Source organism: Microbacterium sp. bgisy189 (assembly GCF_057707225.1).
Window position 1 is genome coordinate 1 of record NZ_JBYIPT010000012.1, and the last position, 23,640, is coordinate 23,640.

The 23,640-nt window shown below is 68.1% G+C and carries 27 protein-coding genes; 1 reads left to right on the plus strand and 26 read right to left on the minus strand.

The genetic code is table 11. The features are described 5' to 3' along the window. Positions 1–117: 117 nt before the first annotated feature. The 15 genes from AC3ENX_RS13010 to AC3ENX_RS13080 all read right to left on the minus strand — a co-directional run bounded on the left by AC3ENX_RS13010 (position 118) and on the right by AC3ENX_RS13080 (position 14,018). Positions 118–705 carry a hypothetical protein gene (locus AC3ENX_RS13010; RefSeq protein WP_251448588.1) on the minus strand — a complete coding sequence of 196 codons (588 nt, stop codon included), beginning with the start codon at positions 703–705 and terminating at the stop codon, positions 118–120. 5 nt (positions 706–710) lie between these two features. Then, on the minus strand, positions 711–1,427 hold the full coding sequence (locus AC3ENX_RS13015; protein WP_285814521.1) for an SOS response-associated peptidase: 717 nt from the start codon (positions 1,425–1,427) through the stop codon (positions 711–713). Positions 1,428–1,448: 21 nt separating this feature from the next. Then, entirely contained in the window at positions 1,449–3,149 is a 1,701-nt protein-coding gene (locus tag AC3ENX_RS13020; RefSeq protein ID WP_251448585.1) for an ATP-binding protein, read from the minus strand. After that, a complete protein-coding gene (locus AC3ENX_RS13025) occupies positions 3,146–3,817 on the minus strand; it encodes a hypothetical protein (protein ID WP_062635333.1) in 672 nt (223 codons plus the stop codon). Before AC3ENX_RS13025 ends, AC3ENX_RS13020 begins: the two co-directional genes overlap by 4 nt. After that, positions 3,814–4,026: a hypothetical protein gene (locus AC3ENX_RS13030; RefSeq protein WP_062635331.1), complete on the minus strand. Its 213-nt coding sequence runs from the start codon at positions 4,024–4,026 to the stop codon at positions 3,814–3,816. Before AC3ENX_RS13030 ends, AC3ENX_RS13025 begins: the two co-directional genes overlap by 4 nt. A gap of 7 nt (positions 4,027–4,033) precedes the next feature. Then, positions 4,034–4,756 carry a hypothetical protein gene (locus tag AC3ENX_RS13035; protein ID WP_062635330.1) on the minus strand — a complete coding sequence of 241 codons (723 nt, stop codon included), beginning with the start codon at positions 4,754–4,756 and terminating at the stop codon, positions 4,034–4,036. A 96-nt stretch (positions 4,757–4,852) separates the two neighbouring features. After that, positions 4,853–5,281 carry a hypothetical protein gene (locus tag AC3ENX_RS13040; RefSeq protein ID WP_062635328.1) on the minus strand — a complete coding sequence of 143 codons (429 nt, stop codon included), beginning with the start codon at positions 5,279–5,281 and terminating at the stop codon, positions 4,853–4,855. A 157-nt stretch (positions 5,282–5,438) separates the two neighbouring features. After that, positions 5,439–6,014: a DUF1804 family protein gene (locus AC3ENX_RS13045; protein WP_251448581.1), complete on the minus strand. Its 576-nt coding sequence runs from the start codon at positions 6,012–6,014 to the stop codon at positions 5,439–5,441. Beyond that, positions 6,014–10,999, minus strand: coding sequence for a CHC2 zinc finger domain-containing protein (locus AC3ENX_RS13050; protein WP_488184915.1), 4,986 nt, complete (start codon positions 10,997–10,999; stop codon positions 6,014–6,016). The genes AC3ENX_RS13045 and AC3ENX_RS13050 overlap by 1 nt, the downstream gene beginning before the upstream one ends. A gap of 265 nt (positions 11,000–11,264) precedes the next feature. After that, positions 11,265–11,531 carry a hypothetical protein gene (locus tag AC3ENX_RS13055; protein ID WP_157523976.1) on the minus strand — a complete coding sequence of 89 codons (267 nt, stop codon included), beginning with the start codon at positions 11,529–11,531 and terminating at the stop codon, positions 11,265–11,267. Positions 11,532–12,010: 479 nt separating this feature from the next. Beyond that, positions 12,011–13,057, minus strand: a complete 1,047-nt coding sequence (locus AC3ENX_RS13060) for a hypothetical protein (protein WP_062635321.1) — start codon at positions 13,055–13,057, stop codon at positions 12,011–12,013. A gap of 2 nt (positions 13,058–13,059) precedes the next feature. Beyond that, on the minus strand, positions 13,060–13,212 hold the full coding sequence (locus tag AC3ENX_RS13065; RefSeq protein WP_197462131.1) for a hypothetical protein: 153 nt from the start codon (positions 13,210–13,212) through the stop codon (positions 13,060–13,062). Between the two features lie 10 nt (positions 13,213–13,222). Beyond that, the gene (locus tag AC3ENX_RS13070; RefSeq protein ID WP_157523974.1) at positions 13,223–13,381 is read right to left on the minus strand and encodes a hypothetical protein; all 159 of its coding nucleotides are present in this window, start codon (positions 13,379–13,381) and stop codon (positions 13,223–13,225) included. Next, on the minus strand, positions 13,378–13,743 hold the full coding sequence (locus AC3ENX_RS13075) for a hypothetical protein (protein WP_062635320.1): 366 nt from the start codon (positions 13,741–13,743) through the stop codon (positions 13,378–13,380). Before AC3ENX_RS13075 ends, AC3ENX_RS13070 begins: the two co-directional genes overlap by 4 nt. Next, a complete protein-coding gene (locus AC3ENX_RS13080; protein ID WP_062635317.1) occupies positions 13,740–14,018 on the minus strand; it encodes a hypothetical protein in 279 nt (92 codons plus the stop codon). The genes AC3ENX_RS13075 and AC3ENX_RS13080 overlap by 4 nt, the downstream gene beginning before the upstream one ends. 90 nt (positions 14,019–14,108) lie before the next feature. Between AC3ENX_RS13080 and AC3ENX_RS13085 the strand changes: the two genes are divergently transcribed. Further along, the gene (locus AC3ENX_RS13085) at positions 14,109–14,273 is read left to right on the plus strand and encodes a hypothetical protein (RefSeq protein ID WP_157523972.1); all 165 of its coding nucleotides are present in this window, start codon (positions 14,109–14,111) and stop codon (positions 14,271–14,273) included. Between the two features lie 3 nt (positions 14,274–14,276). On the opposite strand, the gene AC3ENX_RS13090 is transcribed toward AC3ENX_RS13085, so the two are convergent. The 11 genes from AC3ENX_RS13090 to AC3ENX_RS13140 all read right to left on the minus strand — a co-directional run bounded on the left by AC3ENX_RS13090 (position 14,277) and on the right by AC3ENX_RS13140 (position 23,602). Then, positions 14,277–15,158: a hypothetical protein gene (locus AC3ENX_RS13090; RefSeq protein ID WP_062635315.1), complete on the minus strand. Its 882-nt coding sequence runs from the start codon at positions 15,156–15,158 to the stop codon at positions 14,277–14,279. An 18-nt stretch (positions 15,159–15,176) separates the two neighbouring features. Beyond that, on the minus strand, positions 15,177–15,677 hold the full coding sequence (locus AC3ENX_RS13095; protein WP_062635313.1) for a hypothetical protein: 501 nt from the start codon (positions 15,675–15,677) through the stop codon (positions 15,177–15,179). After that, positions 15,671–16,426, minus strand: coding sequence for a hypothetical protein (locus AC3ENX_RS13100; protein WP_251448573.1), 756 nt, complete (start codon positions 16,424–16,426; stop codon positions 15,671–15,673). Before AC3ENX_RS13100 ends, AC3ENX_RS13095 begins: the two co-directional genes overlap by 7 nt. Before the next feature lie 115 nt (positions 16,427–16,541). After that, entirely contained in the window at positions 16,542–17,144 is a 603-nt protein-coding gene (locus AC3ENX_RS13105; protein WP_062635310.1) for a prepilin peptidase, read from the minus strand. Positions 17,145–17,146: 2 nt separating this feature from the next. After that, positions 17,147–20,470, minus strand: a complete 3,324-nt coding sequence (locus AC3ENX_RS13110; RefSeq protein ID WP_251448570.1) for a LysM peptidoglycan-binding domain-containing protein — start codon at positions 20,468–20,470, stop codon at positions 17,147–17,149. A gap of 16 nt (positions 20,471–20,486) precedes the next feature. Beyond that, positions 20,487–21,500, minus strand: a complete 1,014-nt coding sequence (locus AC3ENX_RS13115) for a hypothetical protein (protein ID WP_062635306.1) — start codon at positions 21,498–21,500, stop codon at positions 20,487–20,489. Next, a complete protein-coding gene (locus AC3ENX_RS13120; RefSeq protein WP_062635304.1) occupies positions 21,494–22,108 on the minus strand; it encodes a hypothetical protein in 615 nt (204 codons plus the stop codon). The genes AC3ENX_RS13115 and AC3ENX_RS13120 overlap by 7 nt, the downstream gene beginning before the upstream one ends. Positions 22,109–22,119: 11 nt before the next feature. Further along, positions 22,120–22,530, minus strand: a complete 411-nt coding sequence (locus AC3ENX_RS13125; protein ID WP_062635302.1) for a pilus assembly protein TadG-related protein — start codon at positions 22,528–22,530, stop codon at positions 22,120–22,122. Next, the gene (locus AC3ENX_RS13130) at positions 22,527–22,976 is read right to left on the minus strand and encodes a hypothetical protein (RefSeq protein WP_062635300.1); all 450 of its coding nucleotides are present in this window, start codon (positions 22,974–22,976) and stop codon (positions 22,527–22,529) included. Before AC3ENX_RS13130 ends, AC3ENX_RS13125 begins: the two co-directional genes overlap by 4 nt. Before the next feature lie 2 nt (positions 22,977–22,978). Next, entirely contained in the window at positions 22,979–23,392 is a 414-nt protein-coding gene (locus AC3ENX_RS13135) for a TadE/TadG family type IV pilus assembly protein (RefSeq protein WP_062635298.1), read from the minus strand. A 15-nt stretch (positions 23,393–23,407) separates the two neighbouring features. After that, entirely contained in the window at positions 23,408–23,602 is a 195-nt protein-coding gene (locus AC3ENX_RS13140; protein ID WP_005052697.1) for a hypothetical protein, read from the minus strand. Between the last annotated feature and the right edge of the window lie 38 nt (positions 23,603–23,640).

Sequence of the window (23,640 nt, forward strand, 5' to 3'; positions counted from 1 at the left end):
GCCTCGGGCAGCCGGCGAGCCGGCCGCGGTCGTGGGTGCTGTTTGTCGTGGCAGGGCCCGGCGCCGGCTCGCTGCGCTCGGCCGACGCCTCGGATCGCGGTCGGCTGCTCCCCCGCGTCAGCGGGTGTGGCGGTTGCGGGTGGTGGCCGCGTGGATGCGCTCGAGTGCGGTTTCGACGGGAGTCCACGGGCGCACGATCTCGTCGACGGTGGCCTGGGTGATGCCGTGGCTCTCCATCTGCCAGGTGACGCAGAGTCGGCCGTCCTCGAGGTACATCGGCCTGCCGTCGTCCCAGCTGGCGTAGCTGCCGATGGCGCGGGTGGCGTCTCGGGTGCGCATGAGGACGTTGGTCTCGACGATCTCGGTGATGATGGCGCCGGGCGCGCGCCAGGAGACGTTGTGGCCGGCGAAGTCGGGATCTTCGTCGACCGGGCCGGTGGGGGCGACGGCGTAGAGGGTGCCGCGGGATGTGAGCGTGCCGGAGGGTGTGGTGATCTCGGTCTGGAATGCGAAGGCGCGGGCGAAGTCCTGGTTGGTGGAGAAGTAGACGCGGTCGGTGCGTGAGACGATGCCGAGCTCGGGGCGCTCTCGGGGTGTGTACGGGATCCGCAGGCCGGCGGCCGCGGCGTCGCGTGGGCTGAGCAGTCGAGTGCCGATCTCGAGTCCTGGGCAGCCGCCGTGCCAGTAGGTCGGTGCGGATGTCATGGGGCTTACTGCGGCAGGGGCTCGAGGAGCTCGGGACCGTTGGCACGGATGCCGAACGGGGCGACGGCGTCGAACTCGAGGCCGGATGCCTCGGCGACGCCGGCGTGCACGGCCTCGTCGACGAGGCCCTGGTCGCCGACGAGGGACGGATCGAGCCAGTGCAGCCACATGTGCTCGGGGAGGATGACGGGGTTGCGATCGTGGATGCCAGCGAGGGTCTGCACGGCATCCGATGTGACGATGGTCGCGGTGAGCACCCAGCGGTCGGGGTCGTCGTCAGGCTTGGTGCGGTCGGGCCACCAGGAGTAGAGACCGGCGAGGCCGAGGAGCTCGCTGTGCGGGTCGTGGATGAACCAGGGCTGCTTGGAGCCCTTCTCCCCCGTCCACTCGTAGAATCCGCGAGCGAGGATGATCGCTCGTTGGGTCTGCAGCGGCTTACGCCAGGTGCTCTTGCTGGTCAGCGTCTCGGCGCGGGCGTTGAACGTCGGGTACTTGAGCTTGAGGGTGTCGCTCCATGCCGGCACGAGGGACCAGTGCGCCTGCTCGAAGCGGAGCTCGCCGGTTTTCGCGGAGTCGATGAGCATGGGGATCCGCTGTGTCGGTGCGATGTTGTAGTTGGCTTCCCAGTCGGCGCGCCAGTCCTCGGGCTTGCGGCCGGTGCGCGTGACGAAATCGGTGATCTCTTCGTTCACCCGTGAGTCCATCGCGAAGCGCCCGCACATCGTTGCAGCGTATCTCCGGTCTCAGACACCTGGCGAGGATGTCGCGTGCTCGAGCTCGGCACCGTTCATGAGGATGTCGGTGGCGACCAGGCCGGTGTCGGTCTTGCGGGCGAGACCGTTGCGGGTGAGGTCGGAGAGGTAGGTGGAGAAGGTGCCGCCGGTCGTGGCGATGTCGGCCGCGGCGCCGAGGTCTTCCCTGCTGAGGCTGTCGGGGTAGGCGTTGATCAGCGCGTCGAGCATCGCGGCTGCGCCGCGGCGGAGGACGGAGCGGTAGTGGTCTTGGAGCTCGCGTGGGGTGAGGGGGTCGGGGCGACCGCCGAGGTAGTCGAAGCCGGCGTCGGTGAGGGTGTAGCCGGCTGTGTTCTCGTCGAGGAAGCCGGCGCGGCGGATGTCGGAGAGGTAGGTAGACCAGGTTCCGCCGGTGGTCTTGAGGCGGGCGACGGTCCCCCACTGGCTCTTGGTGAGGCGTAGCGGTGCCATGCGGCCGAGGGCGAGGATCATCCGCTGCGCGCCGCTGCGCAGCGCTGGCGCGTCTGCCTTGGTGCCGTTCGTCGAGGCCGGTTCTTCGGCCGGAGATGTCTTTGGCTTCGTGGTTGGGGGAACCGCGCGCACAGCGCGCGGCGTGGGGCCGGCGGGAGGATCGGCGGCGAGCTGGTCGACCGCGGCCGAGAGGTCGGCGATCGCGCGGCGGAGGGCGTCGATCGTGGCGGCGTCGACGGGGGCGGGGACGGGGATCTCGACGATCCTCTCGCGCGGCGGCGCCGACGTCGCGGCTGCGAGCTCACGGCGCAGTCTGATGTTCTCGGCGCGCAGGTGTGCGGCGTCGTCGCTGCTGGTCTCTCGCTGGGGGGTGATCGCCGCGGCGATCGCGTCGAGGTCGACGTCGGCGAGCGTGGTTCGGGTGGGCGAGGACGCGATCTCGCCGATACGCGGTGTGGTGCCGGCGTCGAAGGTGTGGCGCATGCGGAAGCGGAACTTGAGAGGCTCGCCGCGCTCGGGCTGCCAGAGCCAGCATTCGCCGGTCTGCAGCGTGGGCAGGTCGGCGAGGATGCTCTTGGAGTCGGCGTGCACGTCGATCCACGCCTTGATCGCGTCGCGGTCCTGCGGTGCGGTGGTGCGCAGCACGAACAGGTTGTCGATCTGGGTGAGGACGTCCTTGTTGACCGCTGCGCTGCGCTGGGAGGCCATCGTGATCCCGAGGCCCTTGAATCGGCCCTGCTTGACGATGCGCTGCCAGGTCTCGACGAGCGCAGCGTTCTCACCGCGGACCTGCTGCGGCAGGTACTCGTGGCACTCCTCGAGGAAGAAATGTGTGGGGGTGCGATCGGCACGGCGGTAGAAGCGATCGCCGAACGCTCTGAGGAAGCGCCGCAGCTCGGCTTTGGTGAACTCGCTGACGTCGAGGATGGCGGAGAGCTTCTGGTCGACGAGCAGGTCCGCGACGAGCTCGCCGGCGGTGGAGTCGAGCGGGACGTCACCGTGACGCCCGCCGAGCACAGGGATCGGCAATCCTGGCCGATCCCCGTCTACCGACGTGCGGATGCCGTACCAGTCGCCCTTGGGGTCGACGACGATGACGGGCACGCCCACCTGGTGCATCTCCTCGAGCAGCACGACGGCTGCGCTGGTCTTGCCTGCACCCTTCTTGGCCAGGATGCCGTTGGAGCTGGTGATGAGCTCGAGCGGGAGGTCTACGCCCTCGGCGACATGCAGGCCGTTCATGATGTCTCGTCGGGGTCGGGGTCGGGCCTGCGGTAGCGGATCTCGCGGCCGTCTGCGCTGAACGTGACGCCTGGCTCAAGGGGAGGCAGGAGCTCGGGGATGGGCTGGAAGTTGTGAGGGGTGAAGTTGCAGTCCAGGGTGCCGGCGTCGATGCGGTGCTCGAGGTAGTACTGCAGGCGCGCCGTGGCGGTGGGTGAGGCGTCGAGGATGCGGGTGGAGATCTCGACGAGCGGCTCCGCGCCGGCCTGGGGCGTGAGACCGAAGATCCCGAAGGTGATCTGCGGATCGTGGTCCCACAGCTGGATCCTGAGCGTGCCGGATCTGCTGAACGGGCTGATGTACCAGGTCGCAACGGTGGCCTGGTCGAGATTGACGGTGGTGACCGGCTCGGCGGGTCGGAGGAACCTCTTCGCGGAGAGGGTGAGGTTGTGACTGTCGTCGATGGCGATCGCGCCGCCAGCTTCCCAGATTGGGTCCGCGCGCCACATGATGTGCAGGACGAGGAACCACACACCGATGATCATGGCCATCGCGGCGAGGAAGATGCCGGGAGCGAGGAGAGCATCAGCCCAGGGCATCCCGGTGAGCGGGGCGAAGATCGCGCCGCCCGCGGCGAGACCCGCGAGCGCGACGAGGCCCGCGAGCGCGACGAGCATCCGTTCGCTCATGGGATGTCCTCTCTGCCGACCGCTTCGGCTTCGGCGCCGGTAGCGAGGATCCGCAGCGCGTTGGCCTGCTGTGTGGGAGTCATCCTGATCGAGGCGTCGACGATGTTGTGGATGCTCAGGCTGTACTCCCCTGCCGCGTCGAGCGCGATCGTGGCGACGGCGAGCAGCTCGTGATCGTCGGGGAGGTCGATGGGGATCTGTGCGAGCATCCGGCGGTCACCCCCTGGCCTCAGCCGCGGTGGTCTTGCGGACGGTTGTGCGTGCCTGCTTCCGGTAGGAGCGCAGCGGCTTTCGGGGGGCTTCGTCGAGGAAGGCTTTGCCGGCGCCGCTGGCGAGCTTGGTGTTACGCAGCTGGACCCGGTAGGGGTAGACGTCTTCGAGGAGCTCGCTGCGGGCGACGACCGCGGCCCAGTAGCTCGGGAAGGTCGAGATCTCCACGAGCTTGCCGCCGGCGGTGAGGCGCTTGTCGGCGGCGCGATCGCGGTCGGTGCGGGCCATGCGGACGGTGAGGACCGGCATGTCCTTGATCTTGATGACTGCGAGATCCCACTGCTCGAGGTACCCCTTGTATCCCCACAGCGCGACGGCGTTCTTGGGGTCGGATGAGATCTTGGTCACTGCGCTGCGGGCGTAGACGAGATCTTTCCGCTCCTGCTCGAAGGCGCCCTGTGGGGGGCGGACGAGGCTGATGACGTGTCCGATCCGGCGCGGTGGGACGCCGTCACGGATCCATCGGCGGATGGTGCCCTCGGAGACGCCGAATGTCTCGGAGGCGGTGCCAGCGTCGACGTGGCCGAGTCGGTTGAAGCTGCCGAGGGCGGCGCCCATGACTTGGCCGAGCTTGCGGGCTCCCCAGGCCTTCTCGAGTGCTTCGACGTTGGCGCTTTCGGGGGTGAACCAGAGCGGGGCAGGGTCGGTGTAGGTCGACGAGACGTCCATGACCAACCTCCTACCTAGTGAATGTGACATTCACAGCATAGGCGACGGCGGCAGTCGTGGTCAACGACGCGCGGGTGCCCGTGCTGTCGCTGCGGCCTATTTTCCGCGGAACCGGAGAACGTGCCCGACGAAGGCTGAGCCGGTCTCGTCGTACAGCTTCTTGAGCGCCGGGGTGGAGACGGAGAGGTTTTCTGTCTTCGGCAGGCCGAGCTCGTCGAAGAGGGCGCTCTGCAGCTGCTCGCGGCTGCGCAGGTTGATCTCGCGGCCGAGCTCGGCGTAGGCCTGCTTCGCGGCTTCCTCCTGCTCGGTGTTGCCGGCGGTCTCCTCGAGGCGCCGCTTGATGAAGGCGTCGGCGTCCTTCTTGTGGAACAGCGGCGAGCGTGCGCCCTCGGGGAGCGCGGACTTGGGGAACCCTTCTTTGCGCTGCTTGGTGCCGGTGGCGTAGACGCGCACGGTCTGCTGAGAGACGTTGAGCTTCTCGGCGATGTAGGCGTAGTCGACGAGCTCGGGCATGGTGGCTGCCATCGGCTGGTCCTCTCTCTGATCGTCAGTCCGGTCACGCCTGATAAAAGCGTGACATTCACTACATAGAGCGTATCGCGCCGGTCGACGGATTCGAGCAACGGCGCGGGTGGGAGCTACGCAGTGGGAGGGGTGGTTCGTCTCGCGGAGGCCGGCGGTATCAGCGCCACTCGACGCCCTTGATGCCGTGGAACTGCCAGCCGTCGACGTAGCGGGTGTCGTAGATGCCGGTGAGGTAGTCGGTTGCGCCGGCGTCGCCGCCCTGCACCCATGCGTCGTAGAGCTGCTGCTGCTCGAACGGGGACATGTCGAGGTTGCTGAACCGCTCGGCGACGTACTTCTTGTCGTTGGGGTCGGAGGAGGGGCCCTGCAGGGCGTTGATGCGGATGGTGCGCTGCCGGGTGGGGAGCTGCGCCTGTACGCGCTTGGCGAGCTGCCCGCGGCCGCGCTGGGTGGTCACGGACTGGCGGACGCGCTTGGTGATCTCCTTGGTGATCACGGCACGCGGGTTCTGCGCGCCGCGGATCCAGCGCTGGACGGTGCCCTGGGAGACACCGAGCTTCTTGGCGGCGAGGCCGGTCGCGATCGGGAAGCGGTCGCTCTTGCCAGGGAAGAGGAACCGGAGCATGGCGCGGGTGTCGGGGTGCTCGGCGGTGTAGTCGGGGATCTTCTGCCCGGTGAGGCCCTCGAACATCGCTTTCATCTGGCGGGCTTGGGCGACCTTGCTCAGTGCCATCAGATCAGCTCCTCGAGGTACTTCTTGCCCTTGTAGGAGCCGTCACCGTTGAGGAACTCGGCGTGATGCGCGAGCGGGTCGGATCCTTCGTACTTGTACTGCCCCAGGCCGCGGCCGAACCAGGAGGGGTCTCCCGGCCAGGCCTCGAGCGGGTCGATGTGGTCGCTGGTGTAGACGACGGTGTCCTTCTCGATCGCGACGGGCCACCGGCCGGTGCGCTCGGCGTTGGCGAGGACGCGGCGGATGATGTTGGCGCGGGACTTGGCGACGATCATGTCGTGGCGGTGCGGGGCCCACACGGCGAGGGTGTCGTGGTCGCCGCGGTAGTCGAGCATGCCGATCGCGGCGGCGTAGACGATCTTGAGCAGGTCGCGGGCGGCCTGGTCGTCGACGTCGGTGGTGTCGAGGGTGGTGCGGGCGTCGCGGATGCGCTTGTACCAGGCCTCGAAGACCTTGGCCTTGCGATCCCACAGCCAGGCTTCGTGGATCTCGAGCTCGAGGCCCATTTCGCTCGCGAGCTCGAGGGTGGGTGTGCTGACCCAGATCTGAGAGCCGGCGAACCCTTCGCGGACGATGCCCTGCGCGGCGAAGATGTCGGGCATGAGCCAGCTGCCCGGTTCGGGGGCGGTGATCAGCCAGTAGCCGGGCTTGTTCGTGGCCTTGGTGAACTGCAGCGGCCCGTCGTAGTGGGTGGGCGCGCCGACGCCGACCTCGGTGCTTGCAGCGGCGAGGTAGGAACCGCCCCGGTCGAACCCATGCGCCCACTTCTGCTCGATCTCGTCGCCGAAGAGCTTGCGCTGCCAGTTGAAGTCGCCCTCGGCCATCATCTGGTCCTTGACGGGCGCAGGCCGGTCCTGCGGGTAGTAGATCTCGTCGTGCTTGTCGCGGGGCAGCAGTGCGCGCATGAGCTTGGTGCCGGTAGTGCCAGCGCTGCTGCGGTAAGGGAACTTGAGCGCCGCGGTGAACTTGCCCAGGCGGCGGGCGATCGTGGCCGGGTCCGGGTCGCCGTCGAGGATCGTGCTGATGAAGCGGAAGTCCTGGGCGGGCAGGAGCGCGATGTGCGCACCGATGCCGCGGTTGTCCTCGCGCCACACGTCGATGCTGCCGGTCATGGAGCCGTCACCGCTGAGCGAGAATCCGGCCTCGGTCGCCAGGGTGATGAACGGGTGCCCCTTGGTGGCCTCGCGCAGCAGCTTGCCGTAGTCGGAGTCGGTGGATTCGGGCAGGGTGTCCAGCGGGAGGCCAAGCGCGAGGGCGGCTTCCATCGTGAGGTAGATCTGGCCGCGCTCGGTCTTGCGTGCACCGTTCGTGCCCTGGTTGATGCGGGTGCCCAGGTTCAGGTCCGTGGCCAGCTGCGCGAGCTGGCCGGCGTGCTCGAGCTGACCGCGGATGGTGATCAGCTCACCCGTGGACAGCCAGAGCCCGTCCGTGTGGAGCACGCCCAGCGGTGCACGGAAGTCCTCGGCCGACGTCGTGGTGCTCGGACGTGCGGGCGCGGTCGGGACGGGGGAATCTGCAGCTGCAGGCTGCTCGGGCTCGGGCTCGGGCTCGGGCTCGGGCTCGGCCGGGGCCGGCGGCGCCGACTGCGGGGTCTGCTCCGCCGGCTGAGTGGGCGTGGGCGCTTCGTCGACGGTCGAGGCGTCGAACAGCGCCGGGAAGTCCACGGGCGAGTCGTCCGGGCCTGCTCCCCCGTCTCCGCTGGTGGGTCCACCGGAGGGCTCATCGGGGTTGCTGCCGGTGAGGGCTGACAGCGGAATGTCCCACACGCGGTGCTGCATCGAGCGTCCGGTGCGACGGACGACGCTGCGCTTGCCGGCGCCGTCGACGAGGAGCCACCCGTGGGAGAGCATCGACGAGGACAGCGAGGTCTTGGTGTCGCTGAATGCTTCGTCGGCGCGCTGCGACATCTGGCGGGCGACGGCGACTGCGGTGGTCGGGAACAGGTAGAGGCGCTGGTCGCGGATGATGCCGACCCGCTGGCCGTTGGGGCGCCACTGCGGGTGCATGCCGGTGGAATGGTCGGTCCATCCCAGCGAGCTCGCGTCTTCGGGGACTGCACCATCCATGCCGGCCAGGTGGGCGTTGCCGTTGGCGATCGCCTCGCGCAGATACTCCATCAGCTGCTCGGCGGGGTCGGATGCGGACGAGTCCTGCAGGCTGATCGCCTCGGCGATGCCGGCACGCGCCCAGGCGTAGAAGTCCTTGGCCTCTTCGGCGGTGATGACGTCGAGGTCGCGGAGCATCATCAGCATGATCACGATGCCGCGATCCAGGACCACAGCGGATTGCACGAGGCGGTCGTGGAGGCCAGCGTGCCCGTTCTGGCTGGGGATGGTCTTACGCCAGTAGGCCTGCGTGCACAGGCGGTGCTCGCTGTCCTCCTCGGCCTCGGTGAAGTCGTCGACGAGCTGCTGCCGCCGCGCCGCGGTCCACTGCACGAGTGAGGAGCCGATGAGGGCGCGGGCGTGGCGGGCACGGCGGGACTCGAGGCGCCCGAAGATCTCACCGCCGTTCTTGAGAGTGGCGGGGTCCAACGGCAGGTTGACGATGCGGGAGTCGGCGGAGCCCTGGGCGGACAACTCGCCGGACGTGATGATGCTGGCAAGGATCGGACGGTCGGCCTCGGCGCCGCCGCGCTGCTTGCCGCGGATGCGTCCGATGCCGTTGAACACGGTGCGGCCGAGGGTGCTGATGCGGCGGATCGCGTCGCTGGCGTTGCCGTCCGGGGCGAAGTCATCGACAATCACCGGGACGTTGCTGATCGCGGAGAGGGTGCGCTGCAGGCCGATCGCGGTGGATCCGCCGGCAGCGCCGGAGATCAGGCCCTTGGTGTTGTGGGTGAGGTTCGGTGCGAAGTACTGCACGGCCAGACGGCTGTGGGAGGTCTTGTAGGACGCGAACCCGCCCACCAGGTGCAGCAGGATCGGGCCGGGCAGGACCGGGGCGGTCCAGGAGTGGCCGAGCAGGGGGGCGATCACGCGGGCCGGGAGCTCAGATTCGCGCAGCGCCACGGTGCCGTCGATCCATGCCTGACGCAGCGCGTCGCGGTCTGTGGTGGGGGCGGGCATTGCATAGATGTCGGAGGTCTTTGCCACGTCCACGTCGACGTCGACCGCGCCGCCCTTGGCGATCGCGCCTGCGGCGTGTACGAAGTAGTCGCCGGTTTCGGCGGTGCGCCATCCGACCGTGGTGTGGACGATGCTGTTGTTCCGCGGCGGTTTGATCGCGTTCATCGCATCCCACGCCTGATCCGCGCCGCGGCGGCTGTTCGACTCGAGGAACCCCGGCCAGGGCATCGCCTTTGACCATGACCCGTCGCGGATCTGGTCTTCGGTGTACTTCAGGGTGACCGACTCGGTCTTGAACTGGCCCGTGTCCGGGTCGCGGGTCGGGTAGCCGCGGTCGTTCGGAACCCACCGGGAGAACTTGATCACGTACAGGTGCGGGGGTCGGGCGATCTCATTGTCGGTGCCGTCGTCCTCGATGGCGACGGTCTGAACCTCCGCCCACCCGCGCATGACTCGGAAGTACTTGTCGTCCTCGTCGCCAGGGGTGTGCTTGATGAGCACGGTCTGCCCCTCGACGACGTCGTAGTGGTTGCCCTGGATGAACGGGCGCTTCTCGGGCTGGTCCTCGGGGTTGTCGTTCCCGAAGAACACTCCCCCGTTGCCGCCTCCGCTGCCGGTCTGCGTGCGGGGTGCGGCAGGGGTGATCTCGACGGTCTCAGCCGGCGGCTGCTCCTCGACGTCGGGACGGATCGCGACGATCGACGAAGCGACCGCCTGGGGCACGTCGAGGCCCGCGACGATGTAGGTGTCACGGGAGATCCGCGCACCCTCGGCGACCGCGGCCGCGTACTCCTGCAGGGCGGTGCGGCCGCGATCGCCGAGCTGCTCCGGGGTCAGGACAGGGTCGATCGCTTTGATCCGCTCGAGGCGGTTGAGGGACTCCCGCGCCCACGCCTCGGCGTGCTGCTCGGAAGTCGCCCGGTCCTGCTGGCTCTGCTCGAGCTGCGCGGTCGCTTCCTTGAGGCACACCGCAACGCCGGTGCGCCCGTGCACGAGCTTGTCGGCCTCGGCCGCGGCGACGATCGCACGGGCGTCGTCGACGGTGATCTCGACGAGCGTCGCGACCGTCCCACCAGCGTCCATGTGGTCTGTGAAGTCCGACTTGCGATCGTCGAGGTTGGGCAGGAAGATCCGCGCCGGGATGCCGAGCTCGGCCAGCTGCGCACCGACACCCGCAGCACGCTGTGCGCCGGCGGGATCGTTGTCGACGACCAGGTTGACCGAGGCGCCCCGGAAGTGCTCGAGCAGCTCGGCGGGGAAAGCCGTAGCGCCGCCGGCATTGGTGGTCGCGGCCAGGCCCTCGGCGATCGCGCTGTCGGCGTCCTTCTCCCCCTCGAGCAGCCACACATCCCCGCCGGCGGCGACCGCTGCGCGGATCGCGGCGAGGTTGTAGAGCAGGGGGGCGAAGCCTTCCGGCTTGCGCTTGACCCATCGGCCATTGGCGCCACGGTAGCTCTGGGTGAACCGCTTGTGCCGCTGCCCGTCCAGGGTGGTCTCTTCGCGGTGGACCCGCTGCAGGACGACGCCGTTGTCGTCGACGTACTCGTAGACCTTCACCTGGCGCCACGTCGCGCCCGTCAGGTCCGGGGTCTTGGGGGCGAGCTCATCCTGCGTCAGCCGCGGGGGCAGCGAAGGCCGCTTCGCCCTCGGGGTGCGCTGACTGGTGCGGCGGTCGGCGGGCAGTGGCGCGTCGAACAGGTCACTGACGGTCAGGCCGATCGCGCCGCACACGTCACGGAGGTCGAAGGCATCACCGCAGCCGAAGCAGTGCATCATCACCTTGCCGCCGGCCCGGTCGTAACGGATGCTCAGCGACGGCATCGCGTCACCGTGCACGGGGCACAGCGCCATGTGCTGGCTCCCGTTGCGGCGAGGCTTCCACCCACCGCGCTCGAGCGCCTCGAGAACGCGGTCCATGGAGTTCGTAGCCGTCGCCGTGCCGGTGTACTCAAGCGTCATCGCTGCAGCACACCCCCTCGGGTGCACGCTGCATCGCCCAGCGGGTGCGACACGACGGCCACACCAACGCTAGACATCCGCAATATCGCGGCTATAATCATGAACGTCCTAACTGACGAACTCTGATGCAGCATCAGAAATCTGATCAGCCTCTTGCAGGAGGCTGTGACCCAAAAGCACTCAAGACCCCCGATGGTTTGCAGACCAGAGGGGGTCGAGTCGTTTATGCCGATCGTGGCAACTCAAGCTCCTGTTCTGTCGCACGGATAGCACGCTCATGCTCGGCCTTCTTGAGCTCGTCCTGGACGTAGTCAGGGATCTCGAGGCCGGCCTGCTTGGAAACAGCCAGCGCGAGCCAGCTGCTGAGAGGGATTCCTGCTTCCTCGGCGAGGCGCTCAAGAATCGGTTGATACGCCTGCGGGTACCGCACGGTGCTCGTCGCACGAGGGCCGTAGTTGCGGCGTCCCGGCTTGTTAGCTGTCGCTGGCATGTCCCCGTTCTAGCACGATCCTGAATCAGAATCACGGATTGCCGCGAAGTGTCCCGCCGCCGTGTCTTCTCGCCCATGTCAGGTATAGGCCCAACCTCGGACCCTTCGCGGACATCGGTTCCCGGAAAAAGTTCGACATCGCCGTTGGTACACCTTTCTCGCCTCGCGCGGGCGCGCATGTGTGAGGGCTTGCGCTGAAAAGGTGTACCAGGTGTACCGGAGACGGAAAATAGCCTGGTCAAGAGTCAAAAATTGCTGGTACACCTTGCCAGATCACAGGTGTACCGCGAGAAGCAAAACCCCAGATCAATGGCTTATTCGTTGGTACACCTCAAAAGTGTACCGATGCGCGTGGCGGGGCAGGTTCCCGTTACGTCTACGTTCGCACGGGATCCGTGGGGATATCGACGGCGTCGCTTCGAGAGGGGCTCTTTGGCCCCGTCGGGGAGAGATCCCGCCCTGCTGTTCGGCGTGTCGCGTTAGAGCTCGCGGTCGGTGGGGATCTTCCAGACGCGGGTCGGTTCCCCACCGATCCGCACGCTCACAGTCCCGGTCTTGGATGTGATCAGGTACAGGCGCCGCAGCGCCGCGGTGATTGCTTTGATACTGAGATTCGGGTCGCCGTGGGCGGCTCGGATGAATGGCAGCGCCTCGGTTGGCCGGATGTACAGGTAGTCGCGATCGGCACGGCCGATCACCCATTCCTTGCTGTCGCTGGCGTTGTCGGCGAGTTCTCCGCCGTTTGCGAGGAGATACCTGACGGCATCGCGCAGAGCCCAGACGATCTGGTCGTCTGGGCTGAGCCATGAGGTCGCCGGGGCAGCTGGGGTGTCGAGCCCGAGGGAGCGCAGGATCGTGTCGCCGAGGTAGAACGCTGCGCCGAGGCGGCGGGGCTTGTCGTAGTCGGGATGGCGGGCGATGTTGATCGCGTGCTCGTTGAGGTCCAGGTGGCGTGTGCTCTGTTGCAGGTAGCTCGCGATGATGCGTCGGCCGGCGGCTGCAGGTTCGCTCGCCATGGCGCGTAGCGGTTGAACGCTGCGCGGTCTCTGGGGCAGCTCGATCGTGATGGAGCGATTCGCGCTGAGTGGCTGGATTGTCTGAGAGCTGGCGACGATCAGGGCGGATGCTTTGCTGAGTGGGGTTGAGAACGAGATGAAGCTCTCTACCTCGATCTCGTCGAGCCCGCTAAGGGGAGAGCGGGGGCTGACGTGGGGGGCGCTGTTGAGGACGAGTGGCTTGTTGGGGACTACGGCACGGCGGATCCCGGCGAACGTGAGTGGGTCGATGCGTGGTCGTTCGACTTCACCGGCGAGCTCGGCGAGCGCATCGGCAAGGGTGTCTCTTGTCGATGGTGTTCCGCCGACGATGAAGATCGGGGTGGGGAGGGGCTCGATGTGTGAGTAGGCGATCGCGCGGATGAGCCTGTCGGCGTGGAGGGGGAATGCTTCGCGCAGGGGCTCGATCCCTGCGGCCCAGGCGCTTCGCGCGTGAGCTGCAGGGATCGGGTCGGTGGCGAGTGTGTCCATGGTCAGGTGTCGGCGTCTGTGTCTGTGCGGATGGCGATGAGCTCGTGGCCTTCGGGGATCTGTGTCTCAAGCAGCTCGCGCGCCTCCTGGTAGCTGCTCGCCTCGACGGTGATCCGCTCGGTGGCGGTGCTGCGGATGGTCCCAATGACACGCATGGCGCGGACCTTAGTCGGTGTCTCCGACATCGACGCGCTCGTACTCCGAGACCCGCTCGCCAGAGTCGGCCGCGATCTCGGATGACATGATCTCAGCGCTCATCCCGTCCAGGCCTTGGTCGATGAACTGCTCGTACAGCTCGGCCTCGAGCGGTCCCCGGCGGCTCATGCGCTGGCCTGCAGATGCCGTTGCACGTACTCGTCGAGTGCTGCCCGGACGACGTCGGAGTCGCTCTTCATCCCCAGTTGGGCGCGCAGCTGGTCGACCTCGCGCTTGCGGGTCGGGGTGACGCGGGTGCGGATCGTCGGGGAGGAGCCGGCGCCTGCTGCCGTCCCTCCCACGCGGGGCCGTCCACCGACCGCTCGCGCGACGGCCTGCGTGCTTCCGAGGGCGTCGAGGAGCATCTGCTGCCCGATGGCTGCGGCGTCGGCGCCGTGGGCGCTCTCCCCCGGCGTCGACGTGCCGGTGGGCTGTTCCTCGAGCGCGGCGAGGGTGGCGTAGCGCTCCTGGTCCTTCTTGCTGAGGGTCATCCGTTCTCCTCCTCCATCTGTCGGCGGTAGTAGGCGCCCAGCGGCATGACGTGGTAGACGACGAAGTTGCCGCCGGGCTTGAGTTCAATGAGCACTTCGATCAGCCGATCGGTCTGCGCGTGTTGCGGGCCGACGAAGACGCGACGCTGGTTGCGGGAGTCGCCCTCGTTGATCTTGACCTTGGTGCTCGTGTAGATCGCGTTCTGCATGGCGTAGAGCGCATCGGCGTGGGGAATGTCGTGCTTGTCAGCTGACTTCGGCCACTCGATCCCCATACAGGTATTGTGCCACAAAACTTAGACCCAGGAAAGGTCATCTGTGGAGAGATGGCCCGCGCGATCGGGCCGGAGGCGTAGCGTCGCGGAATGGTCGACGACGGATTGGCGATCGGCGTTCAGCCGCACTGCTGCGGCGTAGTGATGCGCGATCGCCCCGGCGTGCTGGTGTGCGTGGTGTGCGGCCGCGAGGACGTGTTGCGAATGGTGCCCGCTCCCCCGGTCTTCGTCGGCGCGAGCATCCATGGAGGGTGACCCCTACCTCGAGCTCGTCGTGACCTCGATGAGACGGGGTTCGATCGCTGCCGGCGCCGGAGTGATCGGGTGCTCGCTGAACTCTGCCGGCTCGGCTTCACGCCAGATGATCCGTCGCTCGTTGCACCAGGCGCAGTGCCCTGCCCAGTGGTACGGATCGGCGTTGTGCAGCCTGGTGCGCAGCGGCGCCGCGTAGGGGCTCTGGATGCCGGCGCGCCATCGGATGTGCGGGTGGAGCTCGCCCGCGGCGAGGTACAGGCGTCGGCCGATGCCGAGACCCGCGTACAGCTCCCATCGGTTGCCGTCGTCGTGCGGGTTGTTGGGGTTGATCGACGGGATGTCGTAGGGCTTGGAGAACACGTCGCCGAAGCCGTCGACAGGATCGACGGCGAAGCGGCCGCGCAGCCCGCTCGCGGCGTGCTGCAGCACGACCATCGGGCCCCCTTCGGGTGTCGTGGTGTGCAGCAGGTAGATCGTGGGGTCGTCGGCCACGAGCCTGACCCGGTCGACGTTCTCGCGCGCGATCTGCTCCGCGGCCGCGGCGGTGAGTAACGGGTGGAGCAACTCGTCATCGCCGGCCTGCAGAACCGCCTCGGCCGCGGCCTCCTCAGCGAGGTCGGGAAGATGCTCGAGCAGTCGCGGATGCCACTCGTTGGAGTGTCGGGAGGTTCGGGCCCAGGCGTTCGCGATCTCGGTGCGCAGCAGCTCGCGCGCCCACAGCTGTGCAACCTCCTCGAGGCCATCGCTCTGCTCGAGCTCGCGGAGCTGGCCGATCGCTCGTCGACGCGACCACCAGCCCGCGGCCGCGACCTCGCGCCGCGCGCGCCGGCGATCCAGCACGCGCCGTAGGTACTCCCCTTCGGGGCTGTAGTACTCGCCTGACATTCACTCGTCCTGGGGAGGTCAACGGGGCAAGGGAGCCGCGGCGACTGAGGATTCATCCAAGATCTCGAAGTCGTCGGCTCCCGCAGTTCGCAGGTCGCGCAGGAGGGCTCCGGTTATGCCGAACTTCCAATGCTGTTCCGCCGGCATGATGGAGAAGCAATCATCACCGGGGCGCCCGAACACCACCAGTCCGTGATACCGCGGCAGGACGATGCCAGGCGGGTTCTCGATCTCCACCGGGAACGTCGAGTACCCCGTGGCGCGCGATTCTTCGAGGACGGCCACGAATCGGTCACTGGCGATCTTCGTGGGGCCAGTCGTCCAGAGGAGGTCGCCGAACTTCCGACCCTTGTTCTGGCGAGCGAACCGGGGTTCCACCGGAAGCTCGTCAAGCCGTCCCCATTGGAGCGCGCGAAACATCTCCGATCTATCGACGGAGCTCAGGCGGGGCGAGGACTTGACGTTGACCCAGGCGTAGCCCCGGCGTGAAGGGGCCTGAATGAGGACCGAGTTCAGCATGTGTAGACGTACAAGCCGACGAGTGACTTCATGTAGGCCAATATCTCGTCTTGGGACGGGCTCGCTGTGGTCGCGAAGAACTGCTCCCATTTCGCGTTGTAGTTCGCTGCTTGGCTCGAGTGGTTGGTGGGAACCCCTGCCTTCGAGCACCACCAGAGCCCGTATCGCGGATCGTCGATCGCGAGGCCTGCTTGCTCGAACGTGGCGCGATACATCTGCGGCAGCTGATGGTGGGCCTGATAGTCGGGATCGTTCTGCTTGGTGAGGGTGACTAGGTTCTCGCGGAAGTTGGCTGCGGTGAACGGCTTGCCGACCCAGATCGGAACCATCTTCATTTGGTCCGGCATCCCGGCCTGGGTCATCTTGACCCAGAAGTAGCCGTCCTGCGAGAGCGGAATTGGCCCGGTCGGTTTGGTGCAGGCGGTGGGGACGGCGACCGTAGCTGCTACCCGAGTTAGCTGGCTTCCTCCCGCAGGGCGCGATGGATCCGGCGGGATGACGATGGTCTGCGCTGAGCTTTCCGCCACTGGCCGACCCGGGGAGTTGCACACTATGCCGAAGGTGATGGTGACGGTGGCTGCGCTGGCGTTCGAGTTGTTACCCAGGCCCGCGCTGACGGGTGCGATCAGCCCTGGGTAGACGACCGGCGGAGCGACGAAGAAATGGCCATTGTTCAGAGAGAACGAGCCTGCAGCTTGCGCCGGTGTTGCAACGAGGAGAGAGCTGACGGTTATGAGTGCCGCGGCCACCGCAGACAGTGTGAGGCGCCAGGTGCGGGTCCGTGTTTTCACAAGCTGCCCTTTCGGGTTCATGAGTGTGGGCTTGAGGCGGCCTCTGCGGTCGCGGTGCATCTGTCCAGACAGATCACGAGGGAACGATCGCGGCGATCGCGACGACCGCGCCGGCAGCGAGCAGATATGGCCCGAAGGGGAGGTCGTGGGTGTCGCGTCCGCGGCTCTTGAGGATCGCCGCGGTGATCGCGTGCGGGAACGCGAGGACGTACGCGAGCGCGATCGCCACGAACGGGAGGTACCAGGTGTGCCAGCCGGTGAGCAGTCCGACGCTGAGGGCGAGCTTGACGTCCCCGAATCCGACCTGCCCGGCCAGTCCGATCGCGGCCAGCAGAATGGCGAGCCCGATCGCGCCGCTGATCGCGGCGATCGCTTCGGTGCCGGCGCCGGCGGTGAGAGCGAGGGCTAGGACGGCGCCGGTGAGGATCGCGGCGAGGGTGAGGGTGAGCGTGTCAGGCAGGCGACGCTCCTGCAGGTCTGTGCGCGTCAGGAACGCTCCGTAGGCGGCGTAGACGGCGATCATGGCCCAACCGCCCACCGTGAGACGCAGATCGGGGCTCAGAGGCGCTGTGAGGGCCGCTGAGAGCGCGAAGCCCCCCAGAGCTGCGAGCGGGTACCGCAACGCCGGGTATCGTCGCGCACGCACGCTCTGGGGAGCCTCGCGGGTCGTGGTCATGATCAGCTGGCCATCGCGTGCCGCTGGCGCAGCTGCGTGATGAGCTTCTGCGTCTCGGGTTCGGGCTCGTAGTCCTCGTCGACGGCGGCAAGGCTCTGCTCGAGCTGGGTGATCAGCCGCTCGACGCCGGCGTGGTCGCCGGCCTGGTGCTCGGCGCGCAGCCCGTCGCGCCAGAAGACCTCGTTGACGGGGTCGACCATCCGGCCGATCGCGGAGGCGAGGCGTGCGTGGCGGACCTTGCCGGTGGACAGGCTGCGGGTGGCTACCTCATGGGCGACGTCGCCGATGGTCGCGATCATCTCGTTGCGCAGCCGGTCGGCGAACACGTAGCGCTTGTCGGGGACGCCGCTGATGGGCTGTCCCTTGACGAGCTCGAGCGCAGCGAGCAGCCGGTCGGTGGGGGTGTCGGAGATCTCGTCACCGATGAGACCGAGGAAGTCCTGCCAGTCGGAGCGGACGTCCTCGTGCAGCCGGTACTCCCCCGTCGTCACGAGCGGCACATAGAGCTCGCCGTCATCGTTCTGTCCGAGCCAGCGGCGGGTCTTGGAGGTCAGCCCGTTGCGGTCGTCGTTTGCCTTCTTGCCCGAGGCGATCTGGCCGGGCCAGAACACGGCGTGTACCTGCTCGGCGGTGGCGTTCGGGTTCACCGACAAGAACGCGACCAGCTCGGTCCCCTTGCGGATTGCTGATCGCCACTGCGCGGCGGTGTTCGGGTTCACCGGCGCCTCTCCGCGCGCGCCGCGAACCTCGACGGGTCCGAGCAGCTGCAGGTACGGCCCACGGTGCAGCGGTGTGATCGCCGCGAGCGGCTCGTCGTGCTCGGCCGCGGCCTCCTCGTCGACCAGGTTGACCGTGACGGTCTCCGCCGGCTCCTCGTCGACGGCGGAGGGTGCTGCCTCGTCCGCCTCGGAGATCTCCGCCTCCGTCTCGTCGGCGATGGGCTCGGAGATTTCGACGTCGGGCTCGTCGACGAGCGGGAGCTGCTCGGCTTCGACCTCGTCGGCTTCGACTGCGGCGGCGGGGATCTCGTCGAGCTCGAGTTCGTCGTCGAGCGCGACGCCGGTAGCGGCGCCCTCTGTGGCGACGTCAAACAGCGCGAGGATCTCGTTGTACTCGCGCGCGCCGACCAGCTGCGGGGTGATCGGGATGGCGACGCCGGTGCCGGGGATCTCGAGCTGGGCTCGGCGGTCCTCGGTGAGTGCCAGGTTCCAGCTGCCTGTCAGGTGGCCGGCGCTGACAGCTGCGATGCCCACACGCGGGATCCGGGTGACCAGCTCGCTGATGGCTTCACGGGTGGCTTCGTCCGGGTTGTCGCCGAGGATGATGATCTCCGGCGCCCAGGCCTCCGCATCCGCTCCGGTAGTGCGTGCCTGCTCGAGCCCGTCGACGCCGAGCTCATCGAGAGCAGCCTCGACCGCCGCGGCCTGTCCGTGCAGGTTGCGCAGCAGAGTGTCGGTGTCCTCGACGTGACGCACGCGGCCGCTGCCGAGCGCGAGCGGGAGGCGATCGCCGACGCCGACGAGGGTGACCTGGACGTCCTCAGACCAGGTGTTCGCGGCGAGCTCGATCGCGATGGCGGTGAGCACGCCCTGGCGCAGCTCTCCGGTGGCGCCGGTGACGTTGAGCGCACCGATCCGCTCGAGGTCGACGAAGATGTGCCCGTTGTTGTCGTCGTGGCCGAGCATGACCAGCGCCGGGTACGGCGCGGACGGGACCGTGTCGAGAGGCTCGAGGTCGGTCAGCGCGACCATCCAGGCGAGCTTGTCTTCGGGGTCGTATTGGGTGAACGGTGCCGGAAGGTCGGTCGGCTCGTCGAGGTAGACGGCGACCGAGCTCTCATCGAGGCGGAGGGCGTACAGCGCGGGGAGCCGGCTGCCGGTTTCCTGCGCCCACACGGCCAGGTGGCGCAGGGCTGTGTCGACCGCCTCGGCACCCAGCGGGTTCTCCACGGCGCGCAGCTCGAGCTCCACGGAGGACACGGTCTCGTCGGGCATCGCGATCCGCTGGCGGGGCTTGCGGTCGCGGCGCTGCTTGAGACGCCGCCACCCGAGGAGGGTGAGGAGGCCGGCGGCGAGTGTGGCGCCGATGCCTCCGATGGTGGCGACCTGGAAGTAGTCCTCGATGCCGCTCGTGTCGTCCTCGTCGACGTCGACGGCCGCGGCCGGAGCTGCAGCCTCGTCGGCGGGCGCCTCGTCGGCGGGCGCCTGGGTGGCATCCGTGGTGAACCCCAGACCGCTCGTGGCCTCGTCCTCGGCCGCGGCATCCGCACCCGACGCGCCAGCGCCTTCGTCAGCGCCGCCGCCAGCACCCGCGGCACCCGCACCCTCGTCGACGTCGACGTCGACGGCGCCGGCAGCGCCCTCGTCCGTGTCGATCGAGCCAGTGCTGCCGGTGGTGCCCGCCGCGTCGTCGGTCGGAGCGATGGGGACGACGGTGGCCACGGGGATGTTGACCTGCTGGCCGGGGTAGATCCAGTTCGGGTCGGTGATGGTGCCGCCGCCAGGCTGAGCGATGTCCTTCGAGGCCTCGAAGATCTCGGGGTAGCGGGCACCGTCGCCGAGTTCCTCGGCCGCGATGTCCCACAGGGTGTCGCCGGAGACGATGTCACGCTGCTCGTAGGTGATCTCGGTGACCGTCTCCGCTTCGGCACTGGCAGGCGCGGCCGCGGCATCCGCTGCGGCCGGCACGACGGCGTCTGCCGGCAGGGTGAGCACCCATCCCTCCTGCAGCCATCCCGACGCGGTCAGCGCTCCCCCATCGGCCTGCTGCACGCCGAGGTTGAGCGCGGAGATCTCCGCAGCGCGGCTGCGGTCGCCCAGCGTGTTCTCCGCGATCCGGGCGAGTGTGTCCGTACCCGTCACCACGTACTGCGGGCCTGCCTCGACGACAGGGGCCTCCTCAGCCGCAGCCTCGGTGGTCGCGACCGAGACGACGGAGGCGCTCATGGACACCGAAGGCTGCGTGGGTACCTCTGACGCGAACGCGGCCGCAGGCGAGAACAGCGCGATGACTGCGGCGAGCAGACCGCCCATGACCTTCTGCTGGACGCCGAGGCCGGGGATCCGAGGCCGCGGCACACCGCGCAGCTGCGCGGGCAGCTCGGCGAGGAAGCCGACAGCGAAGGTCGCCCACGCGATCCACGCGACGATCGGCATGATCGTCCCGATCAGGAAGGATCCGGTGTAGTCGCGCATCGTGAACCCGGCCACGAGCTCGTCCCACGACGGCAGCGGGTTGCCGGCGAAGAACACGAGCCCGGCGGGGATACCGACCAGGAGCACGGCGAGCAGTATCAGCGACCCGAGGCCCTTTCCGATGCGGTTCATGATGCCTCCTTGGGGGTCAGGGGACGATGACGGTCTGCAGCTCGTTGACCTCGAGGTCGACTGCGCTGTTGGTGGTCAGGTTGACGGTGCCGCCAGGGCCGGCGAGAGAGGTCCACGTCACGGTCCAGTTCGTCGTGGCCGTGACCGTGAAGCGATCGCCGGGGTTCCGGCTCGATGTCGACGTGTACTGGTAACCGCAGGTCGGCGACGTCGTCATGCCGTAGCCGACGTTGTACGGAGTGCCAGTGTTGCCGCAGGTCGTCGACGCACCGTCGCCCATTTGCCAGCGAACGGACGTGGCCTGAGCTGTCGCCGTGATCGTCTGCCCACCCAGCGTCGCGGTCTCCGTGTAGGGGCCCCAGGTCAGCGGTTCGGGGTTGTTGACCCAGAGCCAGATCGGAACCCCGACGTAGCCGCGACGGTGACCCCATTCGGGGTTGACCTCGGGAGCCATGCCGATGTCGATGCCGCGCAGGGCGAACGTGGAGATGAGCTGCTGAGCCGCGGCACCCGGAGTGAGCACACGCAGCCCAGGCGGGACCGTCTCGCTCCAGAAGTTGCTCTCCGTGCCCAGACCAGGCGATCCACCCGGCGACGGGTTGAACATGATGCAGCCGTAGTAGCCGGCCTCCTGCGAGTAGCCCGGCGGGCGGGCCGGCCATACGCCGTCCTTCATGAAGACGTAGCACTGCCGGGTGTTCGACCAGTACGAGGTCGAGCCACCGCAGTCGATGATCGCGTAGAAGCGCTGGTAGGTGCCGCCATCGAAAACGCGGATCTGATCATCCGTCCAGCCCAGCTGCAGAAGGCCAGACTGCGAGTTCTCGTAGTAGCAGGTCGGTGCGCCAGGGGTCCACCCGTTGCTGTCCGGGTTCGGCGCCGGATCCGAAGGCATCGAGATCGTGAGGTAGCACCTGTTGTCCGCATCGCAGTAGACGCCGTTGGCGCCCTGCGCGGGCAGGGCGGCGACGAGAGAGGCCGCGATGAGGGCGATAACGGCGGCGAGCGCTGCGATTCCTCGTCTCAGCATGTGGTCCCCAAGTCGATTCGATCGTTGACGAGCCAGGTCTTGGTCTCGGCGTCGTAGATGACGTGGAACTCAACTTCGTTGCGCGGGGTCGGGTTCTGCATTGCAGGCTTGCCATCAGCTGTCGTGGTGATGCGCCCGGAGGCATCCTGGCAACCGGGGACGATGACGAGGCCATTGGCGATGCCCTCGTATTCCTGGCCGTAGGCCGTGGTCGGCTCGAACTCGATGCGACCTTCAACGGTGGCCTGGCCTTCGATGCTCTCTCCGTCCTCGTTCAGGATCGGCCCGTTGGCGGTCCGTGAAGCGTCTTCCTGAACCCGGCTCAGCATGCGGCCGGTGGCGACGATGTCGAAGAGCTCGGGGCTGTTTCCACCTGTGGCGTCGACCTGCTCCCACACATCGAGGAGGAGCGTGATCGTCTGCTGTGCCTTGGTGATCGCCTCATCCTCGTCGGCGGGTGCTTCGCCGGTGATAGGCGCGACAGTCGGCGTGGGGGTCGGGGTGTTGGTGGGGCTGCCGGTGGGGGTCGGGTTGCCGGTGCCCGTGCATGCGGTCAGCGTCAGTGCGGCGGCGATGATGCCGGCGACGGCGAGGCGCTTGATGCTCATGGTGGGGGCTCCTATTGGGTGATCAGCTCTGCGGTGGCTGTGGCTTGGACGGGGAACGGCACGGGGAGGAAGGTGGCCGAGTAGTCGGTGTCTACGGTGACGGTGATGCGGTCGCCGCTGACGGCGACGCTTCCGCCGACGCCGGCGGCGGCGAGGTAGCCGTTGGCGGCGCTGACGGCTCGGCTGCTGTCGATCGCGGTGGTGCCGTCGCTGATCGCTTGGCCGCTGACGGCGTTCGCTGCGGCGCGGGCGGCGCTGGCGGCGGTGGTGTAGGCCTGCTGGTTGGCTTGCACCTTGCCGGCGCCGTCGACGACGAGTCCGACGATCGCGAGGAACGCGACGGTCATGATGACGAAGTAGATCGTCGCGACGCCCTTGTCGTCGCGGAACTTGGCTCGGAGCCTCTGGACCATGGTGTTCATCGCCGCTCCCTGTAGGCGTCGACGGGAGAGGCGGCGGTGCCTGTGAGGACGCGGGTGCCGGGCAGGCCGATCATGGCGGCGTCGCTGAGTGCGACGGTGCAGGAGACGGTCGCGCTGACTCGGCCGGTGGTGCCGATCGGGGCGCTCAGGCCGGAGGCGTCGATGTTGACGGAGAGTGTGGTGCAGTTGACGCCGGACTGTTCCATCGAGATCCGCGCCATGTCTTCGGCTGCTTCCTGCGCCTGGGCCGTGGTGCGCGCGAGCGATGCTTCGCGGGCCGCGGCCGACGCTGCGGACTCGACGGCGTTGCCGGCCAGCGCGAGACGTCCGGAAGCTGCGAGCAGCACGAGCACCGCGGCGAGCGCCGGGGCGAGGATGGCGATCTCGAGGCCGGCGGAGCCGCGTTCGTCGCGGAGCTTGGCGATGAGGGTTCGGATGGCGCGCATGGTCAGTTCACCCACCTTTCGGTGGGGCCGGTCACGGTGACGTCGATGTTGGTGGTCAGTCCGGGGACGAAGGAGGGGGCGGTGCCGGTGACGGTTACGGTCACGGTGTTGGCGCCGCGGTCGACCGCGACGGATGCGCCGCTGATCGGTGAGCCGGACTGGTTGAGGACTGCGAGGCCGGCGGTGGAGCCGTCTGTGCCGCTGGCGTTGTAGGCGCGGGCGGCGTTGTAGGCGCTGGTGGCGGCGGCGTGGGCGAGGTTGTTGGCGTGGAGGATGATGCCCAGGTGCAGGAAGACCGCGAGGACGAGCAGCAGCACCGGGGCGATGATCGTGTTCTGCAGCGTGGCCGCACCCCGATCACCGGCGAGCGCTTCTCTGAGGCGCTGCCGGTGACCGGTGTTGGAGGTGCGGACCATCTGCGGGTGGCTCTTTCAGCCGGTGGGGATCTGGCCGGCGTAGGCGTTGATCGCGGTGACGATGATCGCCACGACGGCCACGGCGGCGAGCGCGATGCCGGCGGTCCAGATGACCTGCTCGAGGGTGATGGAGCCACGTTCGGGCTCTTCGGTGAAGCGAGCTGCCCGCCCGCGCATGCGGGACAGGAACTCTCGGCTCAGGGTCGACATAGGATCCTGGTTCCTTTCTCTCTCTGGGTGGGTGGTGC